This is a genomic window from Sphingobium sp. B11D3B (assembly GCF_025961735.1).
GTDB lineage: Bacteria > Pseudomonadota > Alphaproteobacteria > Sphingomonadales > Sphingomonadaceae > Sphingobium.
Genome location: NZ_JAOQOF010000001.1, coordinates 1,596,335 through 1,617,504, shown reverse-complemented (window position 1 = coordinate 1,617,504; position 21,170 = coordinate 1,596,335). Strand labels below are relative to the sequence as shown.

Annotated in this window: 18 protein-coding genes; 12 read left to right on the top strand and 6 right to left on the bottom strand. The window is 65.2% G+C overall.

Features of this window, described 5'->3' with window-relative positions; all coding sequences use genetic code 11:
• Window positions 1-87 precede the first annotated feature (87 nt).
• Complete coding sequence (locus tag M2333_RS07670) at window positions 88-861, top strand: glycosyltransferase family 25 protein (RefSeq protein WP_264611367.1); 774 nt, start codon at window positions 88-90, stop codon at window positions 859-861.
• Here the strand turns inward: M2333_RS07670 and M2333_RS07665 are convergent.
• Window positions 858-2,804 carry a PAS domain-containing sensor histidine kinase gene (locus tag M2333_RS07665; RefSeq protein WP_264611366.1) on the bottom strand — a complete coding sequence of 649 codons (1,947 nt, stop codon included), beginning with the start codon at window positions 2,802-2,804 and terminating at the stop codon, window positions 858-860. The two genes, M2333_RS07670 and M2333_RS07665, sit on opposite strands and share 4 nt — an antisense overlap.
• 231 nt (window positions 2,805-3,035) lie before the next feature.
• Between M2333_RS07665 and M2333_RS07660 the strand changes: the two genes are divergently transcribed.
• From M2333_RS07660 to M2333_RS07645, 4 genes are all read left to right on the top strand, one after another.
• Window positions 3,036-4,436 carry an aldehyde dehydrogenase gene (locus M2333_RS07660; RefSeq protein WP_264569917.1) on the top strand — a complete coding sequence of 467 codons (1,401 nt, stop codon included), beginning with the start codon at window positions 3,036-3,038 and terminating at the stop codon, window positions 4,434-4,436.
• Window positions 4,437-4,964: 528 nt separating this feature from the next.
• Window positions 4,965-6,257, top strand: coding sequence for a flavin-dependent oxidoreductase (locus M2333_RS07655; protein WP_264611365.1), 1,293 nt, complete (start codon window positions 4,965-4,967; stop codon window positions 6,255-6,257).
• On the top strand, window positions 6,254-6,718 hold the full coding sequence (locus M2333_RS07650) for a DUF3237 domain-containing protein (protein ID WP_264584730.1): 465 nt from the start codon (window positions 6,254-6,256) through the stop codon (window positions 6,716-6,718). The genes M2333_RS07655 and M2333_RS07650 overlap by 4 nt, the downstream gene beginning before the upstream one ends.
• A 122-nt stretch (window positions 6,719-6,840) precedes the next feature.
• Window positions 6,841-10,047: an autotransporter domain-containing protein gene (locus tag M2333_RS07645; protein WP_264611364.1), complete on the top strand. Its 3,207-nt coding sequence runs from the start codon at window positions 6,841-6,843 to the stop codon at window positions 10,045-10,047.
• A 43-nt stretch (window positions 10,048-10,090) separates the two neighbouring features.
• Here the strand turns inward: M2333_RS07645 and M2333_RS07640 are convergent, their stop codons facing one another.
• Window positions 10,091-10,462 carry a winged helix-turn-helix domain-containing protein gene (locus M2333_RS07640; RefSeq protein ID WP_264611363.1) on the bottom strand — a complete coding sequence of 124 codons (372 nt, stop codon included), beginning with the start codon at window positions 10,460-10,462 and terminating at the stop codon, window positions 10,091-10,093.
• A 108-nt stretch (window positions 10,463-10,570) separates the two neighbouring features.
• On the opposite strand from M2333_RS07640, the gene modA reads away from it, so the two are divergent.
• The 3 genes from modA to M2333_RS07625 are packed head-to-tail and all read left to right on the top strand — an operon-like array spanning window position 10,571 to window position 12,740.
• Window positions 10,571-11,353 (top strand): molybdate ABC transporter substrate-binding protein, encoded by a 783-nt coding sequence (modA, locus tag M2333_RS07635; RefSeq protein ID WP_264611362.1) that lies wholly within the window; start codon window positions 10,571-10,573, stop codon window positions 11,351-11,353.
• A gap of 6 nt (window positions 11,354-11,359) precedes the next feature.
• A complete protein-coding gene (modB, locus tag M2333_RS07630; protein ID WP_264611361.1) occupies window positions 11,360-12,025 on the top strand; it encodes a molybdate ABC transporter permease subunit in 666 nt (221 codons plus the stop codon).
• Complete coding sequence (locus M2333_RS07625) at window positions 12,018-12,740, top strand: ABC transporter ATP-binding protein (protein WP_264611360.1); 723 nt, start codon at window positions 12,018-12,020, stop codon at window positions 12,738-12,740. The genes modB and M2333_RS07625 overlap by 8 nt, the downstream gene beginning before the upstream one ends.
• Here M2333_RS07625 and M2333_RS07620 read toward each other — a convergent pair.
• Window positions 12,737-13,309, bottom strand: a complete 573-nt coding sequence (locus tag M2333_RS07620; RefSeq protein WP_264611359.1) for a TetR family transcriptional regulator — start codon at window positions 13,307-13,309, stop codon at window positions 12,737-12,739. The genes M2333_RS07625 and M2333_RS07620 overlap by 4 nt on opposite strands.
• Window positions 13,310-13,381: 72 nt before the next feature.
• Between M2333_RS07620 and M2333_RS07615 the strand changes: the two genes are divergently transcribed.
• Entirely contained in the window at window positions 13,382-14,431 is a 1,050-nt protein-coding gene (locus M2333_RS07615) for an aromatic ring-hydroxylating dioxygenase subunit alpha (RefSeq protein WP_264611358.1), read from the top strand.
• A gap of 12 nt (window positions 14,432-14,443) precedes the next feature.
• On the opposite strand, the gene M2333_RS07610 is transcribed toward M2333_RS07615, so the two are convergent.
• Window positions 14,444-15,400 carry a helix-turn-helix domain-containing protein gene (locus M2333_RS07610; protein ID WP_264611357.1) on the bottom strand — a complete coding sequence of 319 codons (957 nt, stop codon included), beginning with the start codon at window positions 15,398-15,400 and terminating at the stop codon, window positions 14,444-14,446.
• Window positions 15,401-15,415: 15 nt separating this feature from the next.
• Here M2333_RS07610 and pobA point away from each other — a divergent pair, with 15 nt between their 5' ends.
• Window positions 15,416-16,588, top strand: coding sequence for a 4-hydroxybenzoate 3-monooxygenase (pobA, locus tag M2333_RS07605; RefSeq protein WP_264611356.1), 1,173 nt, complete (start codon window positions 15,416-15,418; stop codon window positions 16,586-16,588).
• A gap of 156 nt (window positions 16,589-16,744) precedes the next feature.
• Entirely contained in the window at window positions 16,745-17,386 is a 642-nt protein-coding gene (locus M2333_RS07600; protein WP_264611355.1) for an RBBP9/YdeN family alpha/beta hydrolase, read from the top strand.
• A gap of 27 nt (window positions 17,387-17,413) precedes the next feature.
• Here M2333_RS07600 and M2333_RS07595 read toward each other — a convergent pair whose 3' ends face one another.
• The gene (locus M2333_RS07595) at window positions 17,414-18,163 is read right to left on the bottom strand and encodes an SDR family NAD(P)-dependent oxidoreductase (RefSeq protein ID WP_264611354.1); all 750 of its coding nucleotides are present in this window, start codon (window positions 18,161-18,163) and stop codon (window positions 17,414-17,416) included.
• A 357-nt stretch (window positions 18,164-18,520) separates the two neighbouring features.
• Here M2333_RS07595 and M2333_RS07590 point away from each other — a divergent pair, with 357 nt between their 5' ends.
• Entirely contained in the window at window positions 18,521-20,173 is a 1,653-nt protein-coding gene (locus M2333_RS07590) for an alpha-amylase family glycosyl hydrolase (RefSeq protein ID WP_264611353.1), read from the top strand.
• Between the two features lie 220 nt (window positions 20,174-20,393).
• Here the strand turns inward: M2333_RS07590 and M2333_RS07585 are convergent, their stop codons facing one another.
• On the bottom strand, window positions 20,394-21,140 hold the full coding sequence (locus tag M2333_RS07585; protein ID WP_264576111.1) for a glutathione S-transferase family protein: 747 nt from the start codon (window positions 21,138-21,140) through the stop codon (window positions 20,394-20,396).
• Window positions 21,141-21,170 lie beyond the last annotated feature (30 nt).

The following is a 21,170-nucleotide window of genomic DNA, read 5'->3' as shown; positions in this document are numbered from 1 at the left end:
AGGGAGAAGCCCAGTCTATAGGCCCGTTGAGGGCCGGCGCGAGTCGCGGCCGATCATCCGTTATCCGCTCGAGAAGGACGCCGCCCGATGGTAAGCCCAACCCCCGCCGGTCGCGCTCTGGTTGACGCGTTCGATGCCATCCGGATCATCAATCTGCCTCACCGGGCCGACCGGCGCCGCGAGATGGCCGCGCAGTTCAGGCGTCTGGGGCTGGACCTCGATCATCCGAAAATCGCATTCTTCACGGCCAAGCGCTTTTCGGATGCCGCAGGGTTTCCGACGCCGGGGACGCGAGGGTGCTTCGATAGCCATATGAGCGTGCTGCGGGAGGCGGCGGAGGCGGGGCATCGATCCGTTCTGGTGCTGGAAGATGACTTCGATTTCCATGACCGGATCGAGACGGTTCTGCCGGCCGCTCTGACCAAGCTGGGCGGGGTGGAATGGGACATCTTTTTCGGCAGCCTTCTGCCGGGACAATATGAAGCGACCGAGCGCCCGCTTGAGCTGATCCCACCCGGCAAAGGGCTCGCCGGATGCCATTTCTACGCGGTGCGTGGAGACACGATCGGTTTTGCCGCTCACTATTTGGCAGCGATGCTGGAGCGCCCCGCAGGCGGGCGGCATCCGGATGGCGAGCCGATGCATTATGATGGGGCGCTGTCTGTCCTGCGCAACCGCCATCCGGAACTGCGCACCTATGTCGCCAATCCTGACCTTGGGCACCAGCGCCTCTCGCGCACGGACATCCACGACGTTCGCTTTTATGACCGCCTACCGGTCTTGCGCACCTTTGCATCCTTGCTGCGCCGGGCAATTCGCCTGAGCGGGCGGACCCGGCAAATGGGGCGCAAGTCCGTTTAAACGGCAGGGGTAGGGCGATCCTCCCTGCAGCACGCCTGGTAAATGGCCTTGGCGAGCTGGTGCTCGCCAAACGGTTTGCTCAGGCGATGGATCTGTCCTTCGGGCAAAACCAGCCCCTCGCCATATCCGCTTGCGATGATGATCGGCATGTCGCTCTGCACGGCGGTGATGGCCGCGGCGAGGTCCATCCCGGTCATGCCGGGCATGGCCTGATCGGTGATGACCAAGTCGAAGCCGCCATCCTTGAATTTTGAGAGGGCATGAGCGCCGTTGACTGCGCTGACGACCTCGTGCCCCAGATCCTCCAGCAGCGCGACCGTGTTCATCAACACCAGTGCATCGTCATCCACGGCCAGAACCCGGCATTTAGCTTGCGGCGGCAGCGGCGGTTCCTTCGCAGCGGGCGTGGTTGCCTGTGACTGCTCGGCGGCCTGCGGTAGCCACAATTGCGCAGATGTTCCCTTGCCCGGCGCGCTGGTGAGCGTGAACGCACCGCCGATCTGGCGTGCAAAGCCATGGATCATGGGCAGGCCAAGGCCCGTGCCCTTGCCGACGCCCTTCGTCGTGAAAAAGGGTTCGGTCGCGCGCCTGAGCGTCTCGGCATCCATGCCGATGCCGCTGTCCACCACGGTCAGGACCACATAATGCCCCGCCTCCAGATCGGCGATCTCGTTGCTCCCCACGGTCTGGCGGTTCGCCTTGATGATGATCGCCCCGCCATCGGGCATCGCATCGCGCGCATTCACGGCCAGGTTGAGGATCGCCATTTCGAGTTGATTGGCGTCGGCTTTCACCGCCTGCAGTCCGAGCGGAATGATCATGCTGACGGGCCATTCCGGCCCGATGGTGCGCTGGACAAGTTCGGTCATGCCGCGCAGCAATTCGGGAATATGCACGCGGCCGATGGACAGCTCCTGCCGCCGCGCGAAGGCGAGCATGCGCTGGGTCAGCGTCGCGCCCCGATCGACGGCCTGCATGGCGTTGTCGAGCAGGCGTTGCGTCTCGGCCTGTTCCGGAATGCGTCTGCGCAGCAGGATGAGGCTGCTGTTGATCGCCATCAGCAGATTGTTGAAGTCATGCGCCACGCCGCCGGTGAGTTGGCCGAGCGCTTCCATCTTCTGAGCCTGGCCTAAGGCCTCGCGCGCTTGGTCGAGCGCGCGCTGGGCCGCCTCCCGCTCCGTGACGTCGCGGGTGATCTTGGCGAAGCCCACAAGCGCGCCGGTCTCATCGCGCAGCGCCTCGATGACGACGCTCGCGCGGAAGCGTTCGCCGCCCTTGCGGACGCGCCAGCCCTCCGCCGTGAAACGACCTTGCGCCCGCGCCGTCTCCAGGGCACGTTGCGGCTCACCGGCTGTGCGGTCTTCTTCTTGATAGAATTGCGAGAAATGCTGCCCGAGCACCTCGTCCTTGCGATAGCCCTTGATCCGCTCCGCACCGGCATTCCAGCTGGAAACCATGCCCTCAGGGTCCAGCATGTAGATGGCGTAATCGGTGACCGACTGAACCAGCAGGGCGAACTGTTCCTCGCTTTTACGCAGCGCCTGCTCTGCGAGTTTGCGTTCGGTGAGGTCGCGAGTGATCCCGGCATAGCCGATCAGCGCGCCGTGTGCGTCGCGAACCGGATCGATGACGACGTGGGCCCAGAAGCGCGAGCCATCCTTGCGTAGTCGCCAGCCCTCGGATTCATGCTTGCCCTGCGTCGCGGCGATCTCCAGCGCGCGCTCGGGCATGCCCTTTTCCACGTCTTCGGCCGTGTAGAAGCGCGAAAAATGCACGCCGATAATGTCTTCCGGCCGGAAGCCCTTGAGCTTTTGCGCCCCTGCGTTCCAGTTCGTGATGTGGCCCGTGCGATCCAGCATGCACATGGCATAATCGGTGATGCTTTCGACCAGCTGCCGATAGCTCTCCAACGATGCTGCCCTGAGGTCTTCGGATGCCTGCACGTCTCGAACCCGCCGTCTATTCCCAGTTATGCGCCACAACGCGCGAGGATCGACCCCTGTTCCTTCATTTCTTGGCGCAAGTCGAGCGTGGGGCGCGCAAGACAATTGCATCCGGCGGTTCTGCAAGGCAGAGGGGAGCCGCGCCGCCGCAAGCATTTGGTCTGATCATTGCCATCCGGCCTCATGCGAGCGCGCGACACTGGTCTTGAGAGAGAGAACTGGAGGAACGCCATGGAGTTTAGCCGCAACAATCCGATGACGGGCGAGGTAGCATCCTCGGCTACTGCGATGAAGGCCGCCGATATCGCGCCGATCGCCGCCAAGGCTGCGGAAGGGTTCCAGAGCTGGTCGGTCATGGGGCCGAATGCGCGCCGCGCTGTGCTGATGAAAGCCGCCTCGGCACTGGAATCGAAGAAGGATGCCTTCGTCGAAGCGATGATGGGCGAGATCGGTGCGACGGCGGGCTGGGCGATGTTCAACCTCGGCCTGGCTGCCAGCATGATCCGTGAGGCTGCCGCGCTCACCACCCAGATCAATGGCGAGGTCATCCCCTCGGACAAGCCCGGCTGCCTCTCCATGGCGCTGCGCGAGCCGGTTGGCGTCATCCTCGGCATCGCGCCGTGGAACGCGCCGATCATCCTCGGGGTGCGCGCCATCGCGGTGCCGCTCGCCTGCGGCAACAGCGTCATTCTCAAGGCATCGGAATCCTGCCCGCGTACGCACGCGCTGATCATCGAGGCGTTTGCCGAGGCCGGCTTCCCCGAGGGTGTGGTGAACGTCGTCACCAACGCGCCAGAAGACGCGGCCGATGTCGTGGGCGCTCTGATCGACGCACCGCAGGTCCGCCGCATCAACTTCACCGGCTCCACCGCCGTCGGCAAGATCATCGCCAAGCGCGCTGCCGAGCACTTGAAGCCCGTTCTGCTCGAACTGGGCGGCAAGGCGCCGCTGGTCATTCTGGAGGATGCCGATCTCGATGAAGCGGTGAAGGCCGCGGCCTTCGGCGCATTCATGAATCAGGGCCAGATCTGCATGTCGACCGAGCGGATCATCGTGGTCGATGCTGTCGCTGATGCCTTCGCCGCCAAGTTCAAGGAGAAGGTCGCCTCCATGCCCGTGGGCGATCCGCGTCAGGGCAACACCCCGCTCGGCGCGGTGGTGGACGCCAAGACCGTGGCGCACTGCCAGAGCCTGATCGAGGACGCGCTGGCTAAGGGTGCGACGCAGCTCACCGGTGGCGAGACGACGCACAATGTGCTGATGCCCGCTCATGTCATCGACAAGGTGACGCAGGACATGAAGCTGTTCCGCGATGAGAGCTTCGGGCCGGTCGTCGGCATCATTCGCGCCCGCGACACCGAGCATGCGGTCGAACTGGCCAATGACACCGAATATGGCCTCTCGGCGTCGGTGTTCACCAAGGATATCGCCAAGGGCCTCGGCATCGCGCGGCGCATCCAGTCCGGCATCTGCCACGTCAACGGCCCGACCGTGCATGACGAAGCCCAGATGCCCTTCGGCGGCGTCAAGGGCTCGGGCTATGGCCGCTTCGGCGGCAAGGCCGGCATCGACAGCTTCACCGAGCTGCGCTGGGTAACGGTGGAAACCCAGCCGGGCCACTTCCCGATCTGATCGGAGCGCGATCATAGCGCCAAAGAGCCCGCGCCTTCCGAAGGGGAGGGCGCGGGCTTCTTTCGTTTAGGGCGCGCTGTTCGTCCATTCTTTCATTCCCGTTCGTGTCGAGCGAAGTCGAGACACGGCAAGCACAGGTCCTGAGTGCCTCGACTTCGCTCGACATGAAATGCGCGCTTGGTGCTGCGGAACGTCGCGCCGGTCCTGCTTCCTTCAGTGCTCCTGCGCAGGCAGGAGCCTAGGGCCCAGCCGCAGTGCCCTTGCGCCCTGGGTTCCTGCCTCCGCAGGAACACGGCAGGGGTGCGCGACAAGGCAAAGCCAGTGCTCCTGCGAAGGCGGGGGCCGAGGGCTCAGCCGCCCGACCATCGCGTCCTACTTCTGGCCGCCGCCACCCCGCAGCAGCCAGCATACGATTGATCCCACCACATTGCCACTGCGCCCCCACGACGGTACAGCTCCCCCTCGGGCAGATGAGGCGCCGGCGCGGGACGCCTGGGTTAGGCCCGCACGGAAAGGGCAATATTCTCGATGACGCACGACCATGTCTTGATCGCCGGTGGCGGCATTGGCGGCCTCGTCCTGGCCCTCACGCTTCATCAGATCGGCGTGCCCTGCACGGTGTTCGAGAGCGTGCGCGAATTGAAGCCGCTCGGTGTGGGCATCAACATCCAGCCCAATGCCATTCGCGAACTGGAAGATCTCGGCATAAGCGAGGCGGATCTGGACGAGGTCGGCATTCCCGCGCGGGAATGGGCGCTGGTCGGGCTGAATGGCCGCGAGATTTATTCCGAGCCGCGCGGCAAGGTCGCCGGCTATGACTGGCATCAATATGCTGTCCACCGGGGTGCCTTCCACCTGATGCTCTGCCGCAAGGTGGTCGAGCGGCTCGGTCCGGAGGCTCTGAAGCTCGGCCATAAGGTGACCGGCTATCGCAAGCGGGCGGAGGGTGGCGTCACCGCGCTGGTCGATCTCGCCGGCGGCGGCAAGGTCGAGGTCGATGGCACCCTGCTGTTCGGAGCCGATGGCATCCATTCCAGCGTCCGCGCCCAGATGCACCCGGATCAACCGCCGATCCACTGGGGCGGCACGATCATGTGGCGCGGCACCGCGCGCGGCGTGCCGATCCGCACCGGGTCGTCCTTCGTGGGCCTAGGCACCAGCCGGCACCGGGTGGTGATCTACCCCATCTCGCATCCCGACCAGGAGGGGCTGGCCGATATCAATTGGATCGCCGAGAAGACCTACGATACCGATCATGACTGGCGCAAATCCGGCTGGTTCCGCCCGGTCGAACTCGCCGAGTTCGCGCATGAGTTCGACGGGTTCGTCTATGACTGGCTGAACCTGCCGGAGCTGCTGGCCAAGTCGGATGTCGCCTATGAGAACCCGATGATCGACCGCGATCCGCTGCCGACCTGGGTCGATGGTCCCGTCGCGCTGATGGGCGATGCCGCGCATCCCATGTATCCGACCGGTTCGAACGGCGCATCGCAGGCCATCGTCGATGCGCGGGTGATCGGCCGTGAATTGCTGGCGCATGGCGTAACGCCGGCCGCGCTGCGCGCCTTTGACGAGAAGCTCTGCGGTCCCATCGGGCAGGTCGCCATGCGCAATCGCGGCTCCGGCCCCTTCGGGCTGCTGGAACTGGTGGAGGAGCGCTGCGGCGGTGCGTTTGAGGACATTGAGGATGTGTTGCCCGCCGCCGAGCGCTCTGCCTTCATGCTCGCCTATCAGCAGGCGGCTGGCTTCGCGCGCGATACGCTCAACGCCGCGCCGCCCACCATTGAGCCGGGCGCGCTGGTCGCAGAGGTCGCAGCATGACGCTGCCCGCGCCGGGCCTCTCGCACGTCTGCGATTTCGAGATCCGGCTCGATCCTCCGCATGAGATGGGCATCACACCGGCTGGCACACGGCGGATCATCCCGGTGGTCGGCGGCACGGTGACAGGGCCGTTGCTCAATGGCACGCTGCTGAACGTCGGCGCGGACTGGCAAACCGTGCAACCCGGCGGCGTGGCGCAACTCGATGCCCGCTATGCCATGGAAACGCACGACGGCGCGGTCATCGAGATCGTGGGCGTCGGCATCCGCCATGCCTCGCCCGAGGTCGCGGCCCGCATCGCGTCCGGCGAACAGGTGCCGCCGTCCGACTATTACATGCGATCTTTTATTCGGCTGGAGACGGGCCATGGGGGGTACGACTGGGTAAACCGCGCCCTGTTTGTCGCGACAGGCGGCAAGGTCGGCCCGACGGTTCGGCTTTCGGTTTATCGGATCGATTGAGTAGCGCTGAACACCTCTCACGGATCATCGCATCTTATGCGATGAAACGAATGAATTTTTAATATCTGTTAACCTCCTGCCTCCACTTGCGGGATCACCATACCAGCAAGGGAATCGGGGATTTGCTAAACAATTTCAAACATGTTGCCTTCGGGGCAGCAGCGCTTCTGCTCGCCTCCGCGTCGACCAGCGCGATGGCGGCCGCGGGTGACGTCATTATTGTTACGAACAGCACGGGCCCGAATGTCAGTGCATCAAATGGCCTCAAAGAGCGTCTGGAGGCGGCCGGCTACTCGGTCACGATCCAGCAGGACGCCGCCAACATCAACGGCAGCAGCCCGATCGCGCAGGTATGGGACGTGCGTTACGATGCCGCGCTCTCGGGAGGTGAGCAGACCGATTATTTGACCTATCTGAGTAACGCGGGCGGGCTTTTTCTTCTGGGTGAAAACCCAGGTCAGGTCCTGCGGAACAATTCCATTTCAAGCTTCATCAGTGCTGCCGGTGGCGGCAATGTCACGGTCGACGCCACTGATGTGACAAACCAGTATGTAACCGATCTGTTCAACGGCAGTGGGTTGATCGTAGCTGATGCAGCCACGGAGTTCTTTGTGCCCTGGGCGGGCGCATTCACGAGTCCAGGCACCGGAACGTTCTTCACAACCACGGGCCCGAATGGGACCGGATTTGGCACTGGTCTAGCCTTTGGCGCCGGGTCGCTGGCTAATGCGCCTGCCGGTCGTTTGCTAAGCTATCTTGATGTGAACACGTTCCAGGCGGCTGCCTGGACGGATACGCCGGCTCTGCGCTCGCTGGTAGACCGGATGATTGGCTTCGTCGCCGGTGATTTCCAGATTGATCCCAACTTGCCGCCAGTCGGCGGCACCCCTGTCATCGATGACAGTCAGCCGAGCTTCAACTTGGGTGACAGCGCGGCGACCGGCAGCACGATCAGCTTCGATGGCGGCACGCTGGATCTGACCGGTGGTAGCGATCCGGCCAATCTGGTGACGGCGGACGTTTCGATCACCGACAATGGGGCGTTCATCGATACGGCCGGCAATAGCGGCACGTTTGCGGGCACCATCACCGGTGTCGGCGGGTTGATCGTTTCCGGGCAAGGCTCGCTCGCCTTGACCGGCACCAACACATTTGAGGGCGGCACGGTGATCACCGACAGCTCCACTGTCGAGATCGCCAGCGCGGATGCGCTGGGCACGGGTGGCGTGGTGCTGATGCAGGGTCGCCTGCGCTTCGGGGCGGACGGCACGGTCAATGTGCCCGTCACCCTTATGGCTGGCCTCAATGCGCTTGATACGGGCGCCAACGACGTCTCGATGGGCGGCGAAATCACCGGCAGCGGCAGCTTCGTGAAGACCGGAAGCGGCACGCTCGTGCTGACCGGCGCGAACAGCTACACCGGCGGCACCACGATCGCTGCCGGCACGCTGCAGGCCAGCAGCACGACCCTTGGCACGGGCAATGTGCTCAACGGCGGCACGTTGGTGATGGACCAGACCGTCGATGGTAGCTTCGGGGGTGCGGTGGCTGGCAACGGCAATCTCGTCAAGACTGGCAGCGGTACCCTGACTTTGACCGGTGCGAACAGCTACACTGGCGGCACCACGATCGCAGCCGGCACGCTGCAGGCCAGCAGCACGACGATCGGCACCGGCAATGTGCTTAACGCCGGCACGTTGGTGATGGACCAGTCTGTCGATGGCAGCTTCGGTGGCGCGGTGTCTGGCACTGGCAGCTTCGTCAAAACGGGCGAGGGCAAGTTGAACCTCACTGGGACCAGCAGCTACTCCGGCGCGACCATCGTGGAGGAGGGCCGGCTGGCCGTGAATGGCTCCATCGCCAACTCCGGCGTGATCGTCGAGAGCGGCGGGTCGATCGGCGGCAACGGCACAGTGGGCGGCCTCATCGTGCGCACCAACGCCACGGCAGCGCCTGGCAACTCGATCGGTCAGCTTCAAGCGGCTACCACTGTCCTGTTCGAGCAGGGCTCGGTGTTCGAGGTCGAGGTTGATGCCTCAGGCGCGAGCGACCGTGTTGTGGCCTCGGGCGTCGCGACGCTGCAAGGCGGCACCGTGCAGGTGCTGGCTGCCAATGGCGATTACCGCCCGCAGACCAGCTACCAGATCCTCACGGCGGCTGGTGGCGTTGTCGGCGAGTTCGAGGATGTGACCAGCAACCTCGCCTTCCTGCTCCCGAACCTGACCTATGGCGCCAATGCCGTGACGCTGACGCTGACCCGCAACGACGTGCAGTTCGCCGATGTCGCCGTGACGGCCAACCAGCGGGCCACCGCTGGGGCGCTCGGCACCAGCTTCTCGGCCGCGACTCCGGTCTATCTGGAGCTGGTCGGCGAGTCCGCTCAGGGTGCGCAGGCGGCTTTCGACAGCCTCTCGGGCGAGGTCCATGCCTCCACGCTGACCGTGGTCGCGCAGCAGGCGGACGAGATGCGGCGCGCGCTGCTCTCCCGCATGGCGGCGCCTGCCGGAGAAGGCCTGACCCTGTGGACGGATGTTCACCGCTCCTGGAACCAGCTCGATGGCAACCGCAACGTGGCGGACGTCTCAAGCGATGCCTATGGCTTCCAGGTCGGGCTGGAGACGCAGATGGGCGCCCTGCGCATCGGGGTGGCCGGCGGCTATGCGAATGGCGATACCTCGATCGGGGCGCGCCAGTCCCAAGCGGATACCGAGACTGTCAGCGGCGCGATCTATGCCGGCGGCGACTTCGGCCGCCTCGCCCTGCGGGCCGGCGCAAGCTACAGCGACTACGACTTCAAGACGCGTCGTACCGCTGTGGTTGGCAATATCGCCCAGACGCTGACCGCCAACTATGGCGGCCGCGCGATCCAGGCATTCGGTGAAGCCGGCACGGCGGTTCCGCTCGGCATCGGCACGGTCGAGCCGTTCGTTGGCGTGAATGCAATCTGGCTGAAGACTGATGGGTTCACCGAGGCCGGTGGTTCGCTGGCGCTGACCGGTGAAGAGAAGGAGCGTCGCCGCGCCTGGGCCACGCTCGGCCTTAAGGCCAGCGTTCCGCTCAATGTCGGATCGCCGGTGAGCATTGGTGCGAAGCTGGGCTGGCAACATGCGCTGACCGGCCGGTCGATCGCGTCCGATCTCGCCTTCGTGGCGGGCGGGCAGGACTTCCGCATCGAGGGCGTGCCGCTCGCACGCAATGCGGCGCTGGTCGATGCGGGCATCCGCTGGTCGGCCACGCGCAACCTGAGCCTTGGCGTCACCTACACCGGCAGTATTGCCGACCAGGGCCAGTCCCACGCCGCGCGGGCCGTGCTCGCTGCGAGCTTCTGAAGACCAGACAAAGGATCGGGCGCGGCATCTTGCTGCGCCCGGTTCATTTCCTCGCGGGGCCGTTCATCAGATCGATGAGGTCTTGCGCATGGGCCCTTCCGGCCGCCTGCACCGCGGTTTCGAGCTGCCGATAGGCTTCCAGGACTGCCCGACCGTGATCGGTGAGGCGCGATCCGCCGCCGCTGGCGCCGCCCTTGGCGGTTTCGATCAGCGGGGCGCCCCATCCTGTGTTGAGAATATCGACCATGTCGCGGGTGCGGCGATAGCTGGTTCCGATCGCCCGACCTGCCGCCGCGATTGACCCTGTTCGCGCGATCTCCGCGAGCAGCTGCGCCTTGCCCGGCCCGATGGCGATCACACCGTCGGCGATGACCTGCGCCTTGATCTTCAGCGTCGTTCCGCCGTCCTCACTCACGCTTTGCCGACCTCCTCCGCGCGCCTCTTGCGCATGCAGGACACTTGACACAGCGCCCCGCAGACGTCGATGTGCGCAATGTCATACATCGATCGAAGGGCGGACCTCATGACTCATCTGCTGCGCCGTTGCGCCGTGCTGCTCGGCCTGCTGGCGCTGGTCTCGTGCGGCAAGCCCGAGCCGGCGCCGCAGATCGCGGCTGCGGCTGACCTGCGCCTCGCGCTGACCGATGCGGCGGCAGCGTTCGAGAAGGAGACCGGTGAGAAGGTCGTGCTCAACTTCGGTGCCTCGGGGAATCTCACGCGGCAATTACAGCAGGGCGCGCCGTTCGAGCTCTTCCTTTCCGCCGATGAAAGCTATGTGACGCAGCTCGTCCAGGCCGGCAAAACTCGCGACGAAGGCCGGCTCTACGCCATCGGGCGCCTGGCGCTGATCGCGCCTAAGGGCTCGCCGCTCAGGCTCGATTCGCAGCTTGCCGGTCTGCGTGAGGCGCTGGCGCGCGGGGACATCAGCCGCTTTGCCATCGCCAATCCCGAACATGCGCCTTATGGTCGCCGCGCGCAGGAGGCGCTGGATCATGCCGGCCTGTGGAAGCCGCTTCAGGATAAGCTCGTGCTGGGGGAAAATGTGTCGCAGGCGCTCCAGTTCGCCACGGAAGGCGGGGCGCAGGGCGGCATCGTCGCGCATTCGCTGGTGCTCGATCCTGCCGTGAAGGGGAGGGCGGCCTATGTTCTGATCCCCGCCAACTGGCACACCCCGCTGCGCCAGCGCATGGTGCTGATGAAGACGGCGGGGCCGGTGGCCGAGCGCTTCTATGCCTATCTGGCCGAGCCCGCGGCCAAGGCGATCTTCGCCAAATACGGCTTCACCCTGCCGGCCGGAAAACCCTGATCGGCGATGGACTGGCAAGCGCTCAATCTTTCGCTCCTGCTCGGGGCACTCACCGTCGCGATCCTGCTGCCGCTGGCGCTGGTGCTCGGGCGCTGGCTGGCGCTGGCGCGCTTTCGCGGGCGGGCGGTGATCGAGGCGCTGGTGACGCTGCCGCTGGTGCTGCCGCCGACGGTGATCGGCTTTTACCTGCTTTCCGCCATGGGGCCGCAAAGCTGGGCGGGGCGGGTATGGACGGCGCTGTTCGGCAGTGGGCTGGCCTTCAGCTTCGAGGCGATCCTGCTCGCATCCGTGCTGGTCAATCTCCCCTTTGCCGTGCAGCCGGTGCAGCGGGCTTTCGAGAGCATCGATGCCGATCTGCGCGATGCCGCAGCGACATGCGGTCATTCGCTCTGGCGCAGCCTGTGGCGGATCGAACTGCCGCTCGCCTGGCCGGGCATTCTCACCGGGGCCGTACTGACCTTCGCTCATACGCTGGGCGAATTCGGCGTGGTGCTGATGGTCGGCGGATCAATCCCCGGCAAGACGCGCACGCTGGCGCTCTCGCTCTATGATCGCGTGCAGGCGTTCGACATGGGCTCGGCCAATGAGATGGCGCTGCTGCTGATGGCGGTCTCGCTGGTGGCGGTCAGCCTTGTCTTCCTGCTGGGCCAGAGGGGGCGCCGACATGGCTGAGGCGAGCGGCGAGGGCGTGACCCTGCATCTGCGCCATCATGCGCCCATCGCGCTGGACGTGGCACTCACTCTGGCGCGTGGACGGACCTTGGCGCTCGTCGGTCCTTCGGGCGCGGGGAAAACCTCTATCCTGCGCGCGATTGCGGGGTTGCTGACGCCTGCTACCGGGCGGATCAGCGTCAACGGCCAATGCTGGCTGGATACGCACGCCGGCGTGCAGGTGCGCGCGCGGGACCGGCATGTCGGCTTCGTGTTCCAATCCTACGCTCTGTTCCCGCACATGAGCGCGCGGCAGAATGTGATGGAAGCGTTGCTGGATATCCCCGCGACGCAGCGGCAGGGGCGGGCGGATGCGCTGCTGGCGCAGGTCCATCTCGAAGGGCTTGAGGACCGGCGCCCCCGTGAACTCTCCGGCGGACAGCAACAGCGCGTAGCGCTGGCGCGGGCGCTCGCGCGCGATCCGCAGGTGCTGCTGCTCGATGAGCCATTCTCTGCCGTGGACCACCCGACCCGCCGGGCGCTGCATCGCCTGCTGGTCGAATTGCGCGCCCGCTCGGACATTCCCATCATTCTCGTGTCCCATGATGTCCGCGATGCCGCCGATGCCGCCGATGAGGTCGCGCTGGTGCTGGATGGTGAGATCGTGGAGCAGGGCGAGCCGCATAGCCTCATGAGCGATCCGCAGAGCCGCTTGTCGCGCTGGCTTGCCGGCTAAGCCTCGCTCGCAACCTCCGGGAAGCCCGCCACGAGCGCATCCAGCCCCGGCTCGAAGCTCCCTTCAAAGTCCAATATGCGATCGAGGAAACTGTGCATCGGCCCGTTCGCCTCGAAGGCCGACCATCCCAGCACGAAGGAAATGACTGCGGCCTGCCGGGCAAGGGCATGCTGCTGTGGCAGGCCCAGCGCCAATAGCGGCGCGGCGATGCGGTGCGCGTGGACCGCTGGATCGGCCTCCGCCGGCGGGCGAGACACTGCACAGAGCAGCGCGCCATCGCGATGGGCAAGGAAACTGCGCCGCAGCGCCCGCCCGAACTGTCGCAGCCAGTCGCGCCAGTCCTCGGCGTGGGTAACGTCCGCATAAGCCCGGCCATGAATGCGGCGGGCCATCAGACCCAGCAACTCGGCCTTGTCCTTGACGTGCCAATAGATCGCCGGGGCTTGCACATTGAGGCGCGCGGCCAGCTTGCGCATGCTGAGCGCGTCCAGCCCGTCGGCCTCCAGCTGTGCAAATGCCGCGTGCAGCAAGCGCTCGATATCCAGCGGGACGGAGATGGTGGAAGCCATAGAGGATCATTGACTCCTTAACACCGTTAAGTCAATTTGCGTGCAGTGGTTGAAACTGGAGAGGCGCCTGTCATGGCCTATGTTCGCAATGCCTGGTATGTCGCGGGATGGTCGCATGAACTGGAGGCGGAGAAGCCCTTCGCCATCTCGATCCTCGGCGAGCGGATCGTCCTCTGGCGCACGGCGTCCGGCGCGCTCCACGCATTGGAAGATCGCTGCGTCCACCGCCTCGCGCCGCTTTCGCTGGGCCGCTGCGAAGGCGAGCGGCTGCGCTGCATGTATCATGGCCTGCTGTTCGATGCAGACGGGCAGGTCGTCGAGATCCCCGGCCAGGCGCAGATCCCGCCGCAGGCCCGCGTGCGCCGCTATGCCGTGGTGGATCGCCATAGCTGGCTGTGGGTCTGGATGGGCGATGTCGACGCGGCCGATGAGCGGCTGATCCCGCCGGCCGTGGGGCTGGACCATCCCGATTACATCCTCGGCCAAGGCCATCTCGATTATGCGGCGGAAGCGCGCCTCATCAATGACAATCTGCTCGATTTCAGCCATCTGACGTTCGTCCATGCAGAGAGCTTCGGCTCCGGGCCGCAATTTGCCGCGACGCCGGCCCGGATTACGCCGCTGGAGCGGGGAATCCGCTATGAGCGCTGGACGGAGAACGCCATCGGATCGGCCTCGCGCCGCAGTCCCGAGCCGATGGACAGTTTCATGAGCTATGATTTCCTCATTCCCGGGGTCCTGCTGATGACCGGCGGCGTCTTCCCGCTCGGCACCGCCAAGGCTTGCGACTATGGCCAGCCGGACCTGTCGCAGGCGGTGAGCGGCGTCACCTTCACCAGCCAGGCCGTGACGCCGATGCGCGACAAGAGCGCGCGCTATTTCTTCTCCTGGGGGCCGCATCGCAGCCATGGTGACGAGGCGCTGCGCGACGTTTTGATGCGCATGGCCGATCAGGCCTTCGCCGAGGACAAGGTGATGATCGAGGCCCAGCAGCACGTGATCGATGACACGGAAGAGGTGCAAGTGATGCCCACCGTGCACGATCGCGGCGTGACCCTGTTCAATCGTCTGGTCGAGAAGCTGGCGCGACAGGAGAGTGGGGCGGAGCGGGCCGCCGCCTGACGCGGCAGCGCCTCACACGTTCTCGCGCCGTTTCTCCAGGCCCGGTGCCCGTCCGGTCATCCGCTTGTAGAAGCGCGAGAAATAGGACGGGTCGTCAAAGCCCAGTTCCGCCGCCACCTCGCCGCAACCGGCATTGGTGAAGCGCAGCAACCGCCGCGCTTCAAACAGCAGCCGGCGGTTGATCATCTGCAGCGGCGTCATGCCGAAGCTGGCCTGCGTCTGGCGCGAGAGCGTGCGGACCGTGCAATGCAGCCGCTGCGCATAATGCTCTATCGGTCGATGCTCGCGATAAGTGGCCTCGACCATTACGCGAAACCGCTCGGCCAGGGTGGACCGCGCGGCATCTAGCGGCGCACCGGCAGCAAGGGTCGTGCGTAGCCAGGCTTCGGCAAGCGCATGATGCAGCCGCTGGCCATTGGGTGCGAACCGGTCCTGCTCGGCCTCGACCAGCGCGGTGCCCAGCGCCTCCAGACGCGCGGTCAGCGCTGCGTCCGGTCGCAGGATCGCCGGCGTCCGGAGATGTTGCCCCAGCGCATCCTGCCGCGTGAGACTGTCCACAAAATCCTGTGAGGCCGTCACGACAAATCCCTCGACATCGGGCGAGAAGCCGAAGCCATGCACAATTCCGTTCGGCGCGCAGACCAGCAAAGGACCTGCCTCCCGCCGATCCTCCCCCGCAAGATGCAGCCGCACCTCACCCCGCGCCACACACAGCATCTGGGTGAGCGCTGCATGGGTGTGGGGTGCGATTTCCCAGTCATAGCGCCGGCTGCGCACGGCAATCGTCTCGGCGTGGAAAAAGTCCTCGCGCCGTGGCGCCTTGTCTTCGCCATAGAGATCGTAAGCTGGGACGATCGCTGCGCGGGAATGGCGTTGGGGATGGGGGAGGGCGGTCATGTCCGGAAAATACCAGAGCTTGTCGCAACTGTCCCTTCCCAATTGCGCGTCGCCATGTGGATATGCGGCCAAGAGTCTGCGAGGAGGATGGGAATGACACAGGTGTGCATCATTGGCGCTGGGCCGGCGGGTCTACTGCTGGGGCATCTGCTGCGGGCTGAGGGCATCGACTGTATCGTGCTGGAGCGCCAGACGCCGGACTATGTGCTCGGCCGCATCCGCGCCGGCGTGCTGGAGCGCGTCACCGTCGAGTTGATGGAACGACTTGGCCTCAATGCGCGGCTGAAGGCCGAGGGCCTTGTGCACGATGGCTTCAACCTGGCCGATGGCGAGCGGCTGATCCGCATCGATATCGCCAAGCTCACCGGCGGCCATGTCGTCGTCTACGGCCAGACCGAGCTGACCAAGGATCTCATGGATGCCTGCGGCGAGCGCGGGCTGGAGGTCGTCTACGGCGCTGCCGATGTCGCCCTGCACGAGATCGAGAGCGACACGCCTTATGTTACCTATAGCAAGGACGGTCGCGAACACCGCGTGGATGCGCGCATCATCGTCGGTTGCGATGGCTATCATGGCCCCAGCCGTCAGGCGATCCCGGCCAGCGCCGGCCAGTCCTATGAGCGGGAATATCCCTTCGGCTGGCTCGGTATCCTCGCCGATGTGCCGCCCTGCAATCACGAGTTGATCTACGCCAATCACGAGCGTGGCTTCGCGCTGGCCTCCATGCGCAGCGAGACGCGCAGCCGCTATTATGTCGACGTGCCGCTGACCGAGAAGATCGAGGATTGGCCGGATGAGCGCGTGTGGGACGAGCTGGCGATCCGCCTCGGGCCGGATGCCGCCGCGCACATCACCCGGGGCCCGGCGTTGGAGAAGTCCATCGCGCCACTGCGCTCCTTCGTCTTCGCGCCGATGCGCCATGGCAGCCTGCTGCTCTGCGGCGACAGCGCCCATATCGTGCCGCCCACCGGCGCCAAGGGTCTCAACCTTGCCGCCAGCGACGTGCATTATGCCGCCTCAGCGCTCACCGCCTTCCTCAAGCGGGGCGATGCTGATGCCGTCGCCGGCTATTCGGACAAGGCCCTGGCCCGCGTCTGGAAGGCCGAGCGGTTCAGCTGGTCGCTGACGCGCCTCATGCACCGCTTCCCCGAAGATGGCCCCTTCGAGCGTGCCATGCAGGTTGCCGAACTGGATTATATTGCCGGCAGCGTCGCCGCGCAGACCAGCATCGCCGAGAATTATGTGGGACTGCCGGTTTAATCGGTAACGGCATCGTTCTTGGGGGAACCACGTGGCCGCATCGGCGCACGCTCCACCGCAATCACATTGTCAACTTAAACGTTAGACATTATACCGTGAGATGATCGGGACGTAGACCGAGCCGACTGATCTGCCCTGAGAACAGGAGTTTTGATCATGGATCATGTCATATCCACATCGTCGACCCCGCTGGTCCTCACCGTGCCGGGATTGGACGGAAGCGGTCCCGCCCATTGGCAGAGCATTTGGGAGCGTGAGAGCGAGGAGTGCGTCCGCGCCGACCTCGGTAATTGGGCGCGGCCCAACCGGACCCATTGGGTGAGCAAGCTCAATCTGGCGATCCGCAGCGCGGGCCGGCCGGTCATTCTGGCGGCGCACAGTCTGGGGTGCCACGCCGTCGCTGCCTGGGCTGCGATGGAGCGGCCGGACTTCGGCTATCCGGTTGTCGGCGCGCTGCTTGTTGCGCCGCCCGAACTGGATCTGGCGCCGCTGGATGAGCGGCTGGAGCCGTTCGCCCCAGCCTCGCGCGCGCCATTGCCTTTCCCCTCGATTTTGGTGGCGAGCCGTGATGATCCGTACATCCAGTACCACCGGGCAAGGCGTCTCGCCCAGTTCTGGGGCAGCCGCCTTGCCGATGCCGGCGCGGTCGGCCATATCAACGCGGCGTCTGGCCTTGGCAGCTGGGGATTTGGGCGCTTCCTCCTGGCCCGGCTCCACGGGGCAGGGCGCAAAGATAGGAACGGAACCGCCGCTTCGGTCTGGCCGATGGAAAGCGCAAGCGTCGATCTCTCGGCCTGATCCTGCTCGAAGGCCCGACTCCCGAGGCTAAAGCTCGACGCAGCCGCCGTCCACATACAGGTCGATGCCGGTGATGAAGCTGGCTTCGTCCGAGGCGAGGAACAGCACCGGGCGCGCAATCTCCTCTGGCGTGCCCATACGCTTCATCGGGATGGCGTCGGTCATCATCGCGCGCATGCCCGCCACGGCCTCGGGTGGTAGGCCGGAGCGGTTGATGATCGGCGTTTCGGTGGGGCCGGGGCTGACCATGTTGACGCGAATGCCCCGCCCGATCAGCTCAGCAGCGAGCGTACGCGCCACCGCGCGCAGCCCCGCCTTCGCCGCCGCATACATGGCATTGCCAGGCACTGCTGCGACCGACCCGATCGAGCCGGTGATGACGATGGCGCCGCCCGGTGTCTGCCCCATCAGCGGCAGGGCCTTTTGAACGGCAAAGAAGCAACCGCGCAGATTGACGTTGTGCACCTCGTCCCACTGCGCTGGGGTCACCTCTTCCACGGGAGCGAAAGCGCCGATCCCGGCATTCACGAACAATATGTCGATCCGCCCATGCGCCGCGCGGATGGCATCCAGCACGGCATCGTTGCTGTCGATCTGCGCGATATCCGCCTGGAAGCCCTGTGCGCCGGGAATCGCCGCAACGGTCTCATCGATGGTCGCCTGCGACCGCCCGGTGAGGAACACATGTGCACCCTCGGCAGCAAATCCTTGCGCAGCAGCACGCCCGATCCCGCTGTTGCCGCCAATGACGAGCACCACCTTGTCCTGAAACCGCATCGCTCTCTCCCGTTGATTTTGTCCGGAGCCTAAACGGATGAGGGCGAAAGGCAAATGAGGGATTTGCGGCTATTCCTCAGCGAGCACTGACCGCCTTCATTCGACGACTTTCAGCACTCGCATCCCCTTCGTCCGGCTAGTGAGGTGATATTGGCGGCAGAGGGCGCAGCGATAGGGACGGAGCGTAATCGTTGCACGGAGCGCCACCGCGCGGGCGTCCGCTTCGGTGGCATAGCGCTTCTTTTTGGCGCAAATCCCGGCTCTTGTTCGCATTCGTCCCTCGTTCCGGGTGGCTTGCAGGCTGATGGCTACCCGACGCAATTGCCAGCGCCCAACTTCCCATGCAGTTTGGCGCGGATGAGCGAGAATCACCAGCCTGCCGCCGCCAGCCTTCCCGTCAGCCAGCGCGCGCCCGAGACGCTGCCCTGGTGGCAGGGCGCGACGATCTACCAGATCTATCCGCGCAGCTTTGCCGATTCCAACAACGACGGCATCGGTGATTTACCAGGGATCACCGCGCATCTGGATCATGTCGCCAGCCTGGGCGTGGACGCCATCTGGCTCTCGCCCTTCTTCACCTCGCCGATGCGGGATTTCGGGTACGACGTCGCCGATTATTGCGGTGTCGACCCGATCTTCGGCACCCTCGCCGATTTTGACGCCCTGCTGGCCCGCGCCCATGAGCTGGGACTGCGGGTGATCATCGATCAGGTCTTTGCCCATACCTCTGATCGCCACCCCTGGTTCCAGGCCAGCCGAGCCGATCGGCAGGGCGAGCATGCCGGATGGTATGTTTGGGCCGATCCCAAGCCCGACGGTGCGCCGCCATCGAACTGGCAGAGCGTGTTTGGCGGGCCGGCCTGGACGTGGGATGCCCGCCGGCGGCAATATTATTTCCACAATTTCCTGCGCGAGCAGCCGCAGCTCAACGGGCATCATCCGCAGGTCCAGCAGGCCTTGCTCGATGTTTCGCGCTTCTGGCTGGACCGCGGCGTCGATGGCTTCCGGCTGGATGCGCTCAATTTTCTGATGCACGATCCGCGCCTGCGCCCCAATCCGCCGCACCCGAACCAGGCCGGGCAGCGCACGCGGCCGTTCGACTATCAGCAGCGGCGCTACAATCAGGGGCACCGGCATATTCCGCGCTTTATCGAACGGGTCCGCGCGCTGATGGACAGCTATGATGACCGGTTCACGGTCGCCGAGATCGGCGGGGACGAGGCCCTGCGCGAGATGAAGCTCTACACCAGCGGCGAGAACCGGCTGAACACCAGCTACGGCTTCGATTTTCTCTATGCCGACGCGCTGACCCCGCGCGTGGTGGCGGATGCGATCGGCCAGTGGCCGGACCGCGCCGGCATGGGCTGGCCGAGTTGGGCATTCGAGAACCATGATGCGCCCCGCGCCGTCACCCGCTGGCTACCGGACGAGGCAGGCGCCGAGACGCGGGCGCGGTTCGCGGCGATGAAACTGCTGCTGCTCACCTGCCTGCGCGGCAACATCTTCCTCTATCAGGGCGAGGAACTGGGGCTGACGCAGGTGGATGTGGCGTTCGAGGATTTGCAGGATCCCGAGGCCATCGCCAACTGGCCGCTGACCCTCAGCCGCGACGGCGCCCGCACGCCGATGCCGTGGACGGGGGACGCGCCTCATGCCGGCTTTTCAAGCGCAAAGCCGTGGCTGCCGGTGGGGGCTGACCATCCGACCCTGGCTGTCGACAAGCAGGAGGCAGAGGAGGGATCCTTGCTCCACCTCACCCGCGCGCTGTTCGCCTTCCGCAAGGATCAACCGGCTTTGCGCTGGGGCGCGATCCGCTTTCTGCAGGTCGATGAGCAGGTGCTGCTGTTCGAGCGGCGCTTTGGCGAAGAGCGCCGGCTTTGCCTGTTCAATCTGGGGGATGAGCCTGCGCCTTGGCCCAAGCGGCTCGGTCTGGCGGCGCCATTGATGCAGGTCGGCGGCGCAGGACAGGGCGATCTGCCGGGCTATTCGGGCTGCGTTCTGGAGCCCTGATCGCCTGCGCTTCGGTTGGTCAGGGGGAGATCGCTTGTCCGTCAGCCGGGGCAATCCGGTATCGCTGCAGCACGAAAACGGCCGGGAAGGCCGGGCTGACGGACAAGGCCATCGCTCTCATGCATGAATTAGCTTAACCGGAGCCTAACGGGAACTTTCGCGATAGAAAAATGTGCGAAAAGGCACAGTGACCCGCAGCAGAAGAGGCGGCGGCGTGCCTTCAATCCTTGCGGGAGACCATGCCGGTGTGGTCCGGCATCGCCAGCGCTGCCGCCACGCCCGGGCGAGCCTTCATCCGCGCCATCCACGCCATGGCCTGCGGCGTGCGGGTTTCGTTCCACAGATCGGGGTAGCTGCGCGGCATGGAGACGGCCATGGCGAAGACGGCAATGTCCGCCAGCGTGAACATGCCGCCGACCAGCCAGTCATGGCCTGCGAGCGCGCTTTCCACCCGGTCGGTCACGTCCTCCAGATTGGCGCGCCAGCCCTCAAGCTCCCGCTCGGAAAAGCCGCCCTTGGCCGCCAGCTCCCATTTGTCGCGCTTTTCCTTGAGCGGGATGCGCTTGAGTCGCGCCTCGAACTCGCCCTCGGGCAGCGCCTTGGCCATGCCGGGGATCACCCGATGCCAGGCGAGGAAGGAGAGGGACGGGCGGAACACCTCATCGACATATTTGGTCCAGATGCGCATCTGCCCCTGCAGATAGGGATCGGCCGGCTTGAGCGGCGGGCCATCGAAGGCGTCGTCGATATATTCGTTGATGACTGTCGATTCCGTCAGCACCCGGCCGTCGTGCACCAGCGTCGGCACCTGTCCGGCTGGGTTGATCGCGACATAGGCCGGCGCATGCTGCTCGAACTTCATCAGGTTGATGTAATGGCTGGTGAAGGGCACGCCTTTCTCATGAATGGCCTGCAAGACCTTCAGGCTGTTGGACGCCGGCTCGCCATGATAGAGGTCCACGGTCATTGGTTATAAATCCCCATAATAAGAGTGGTA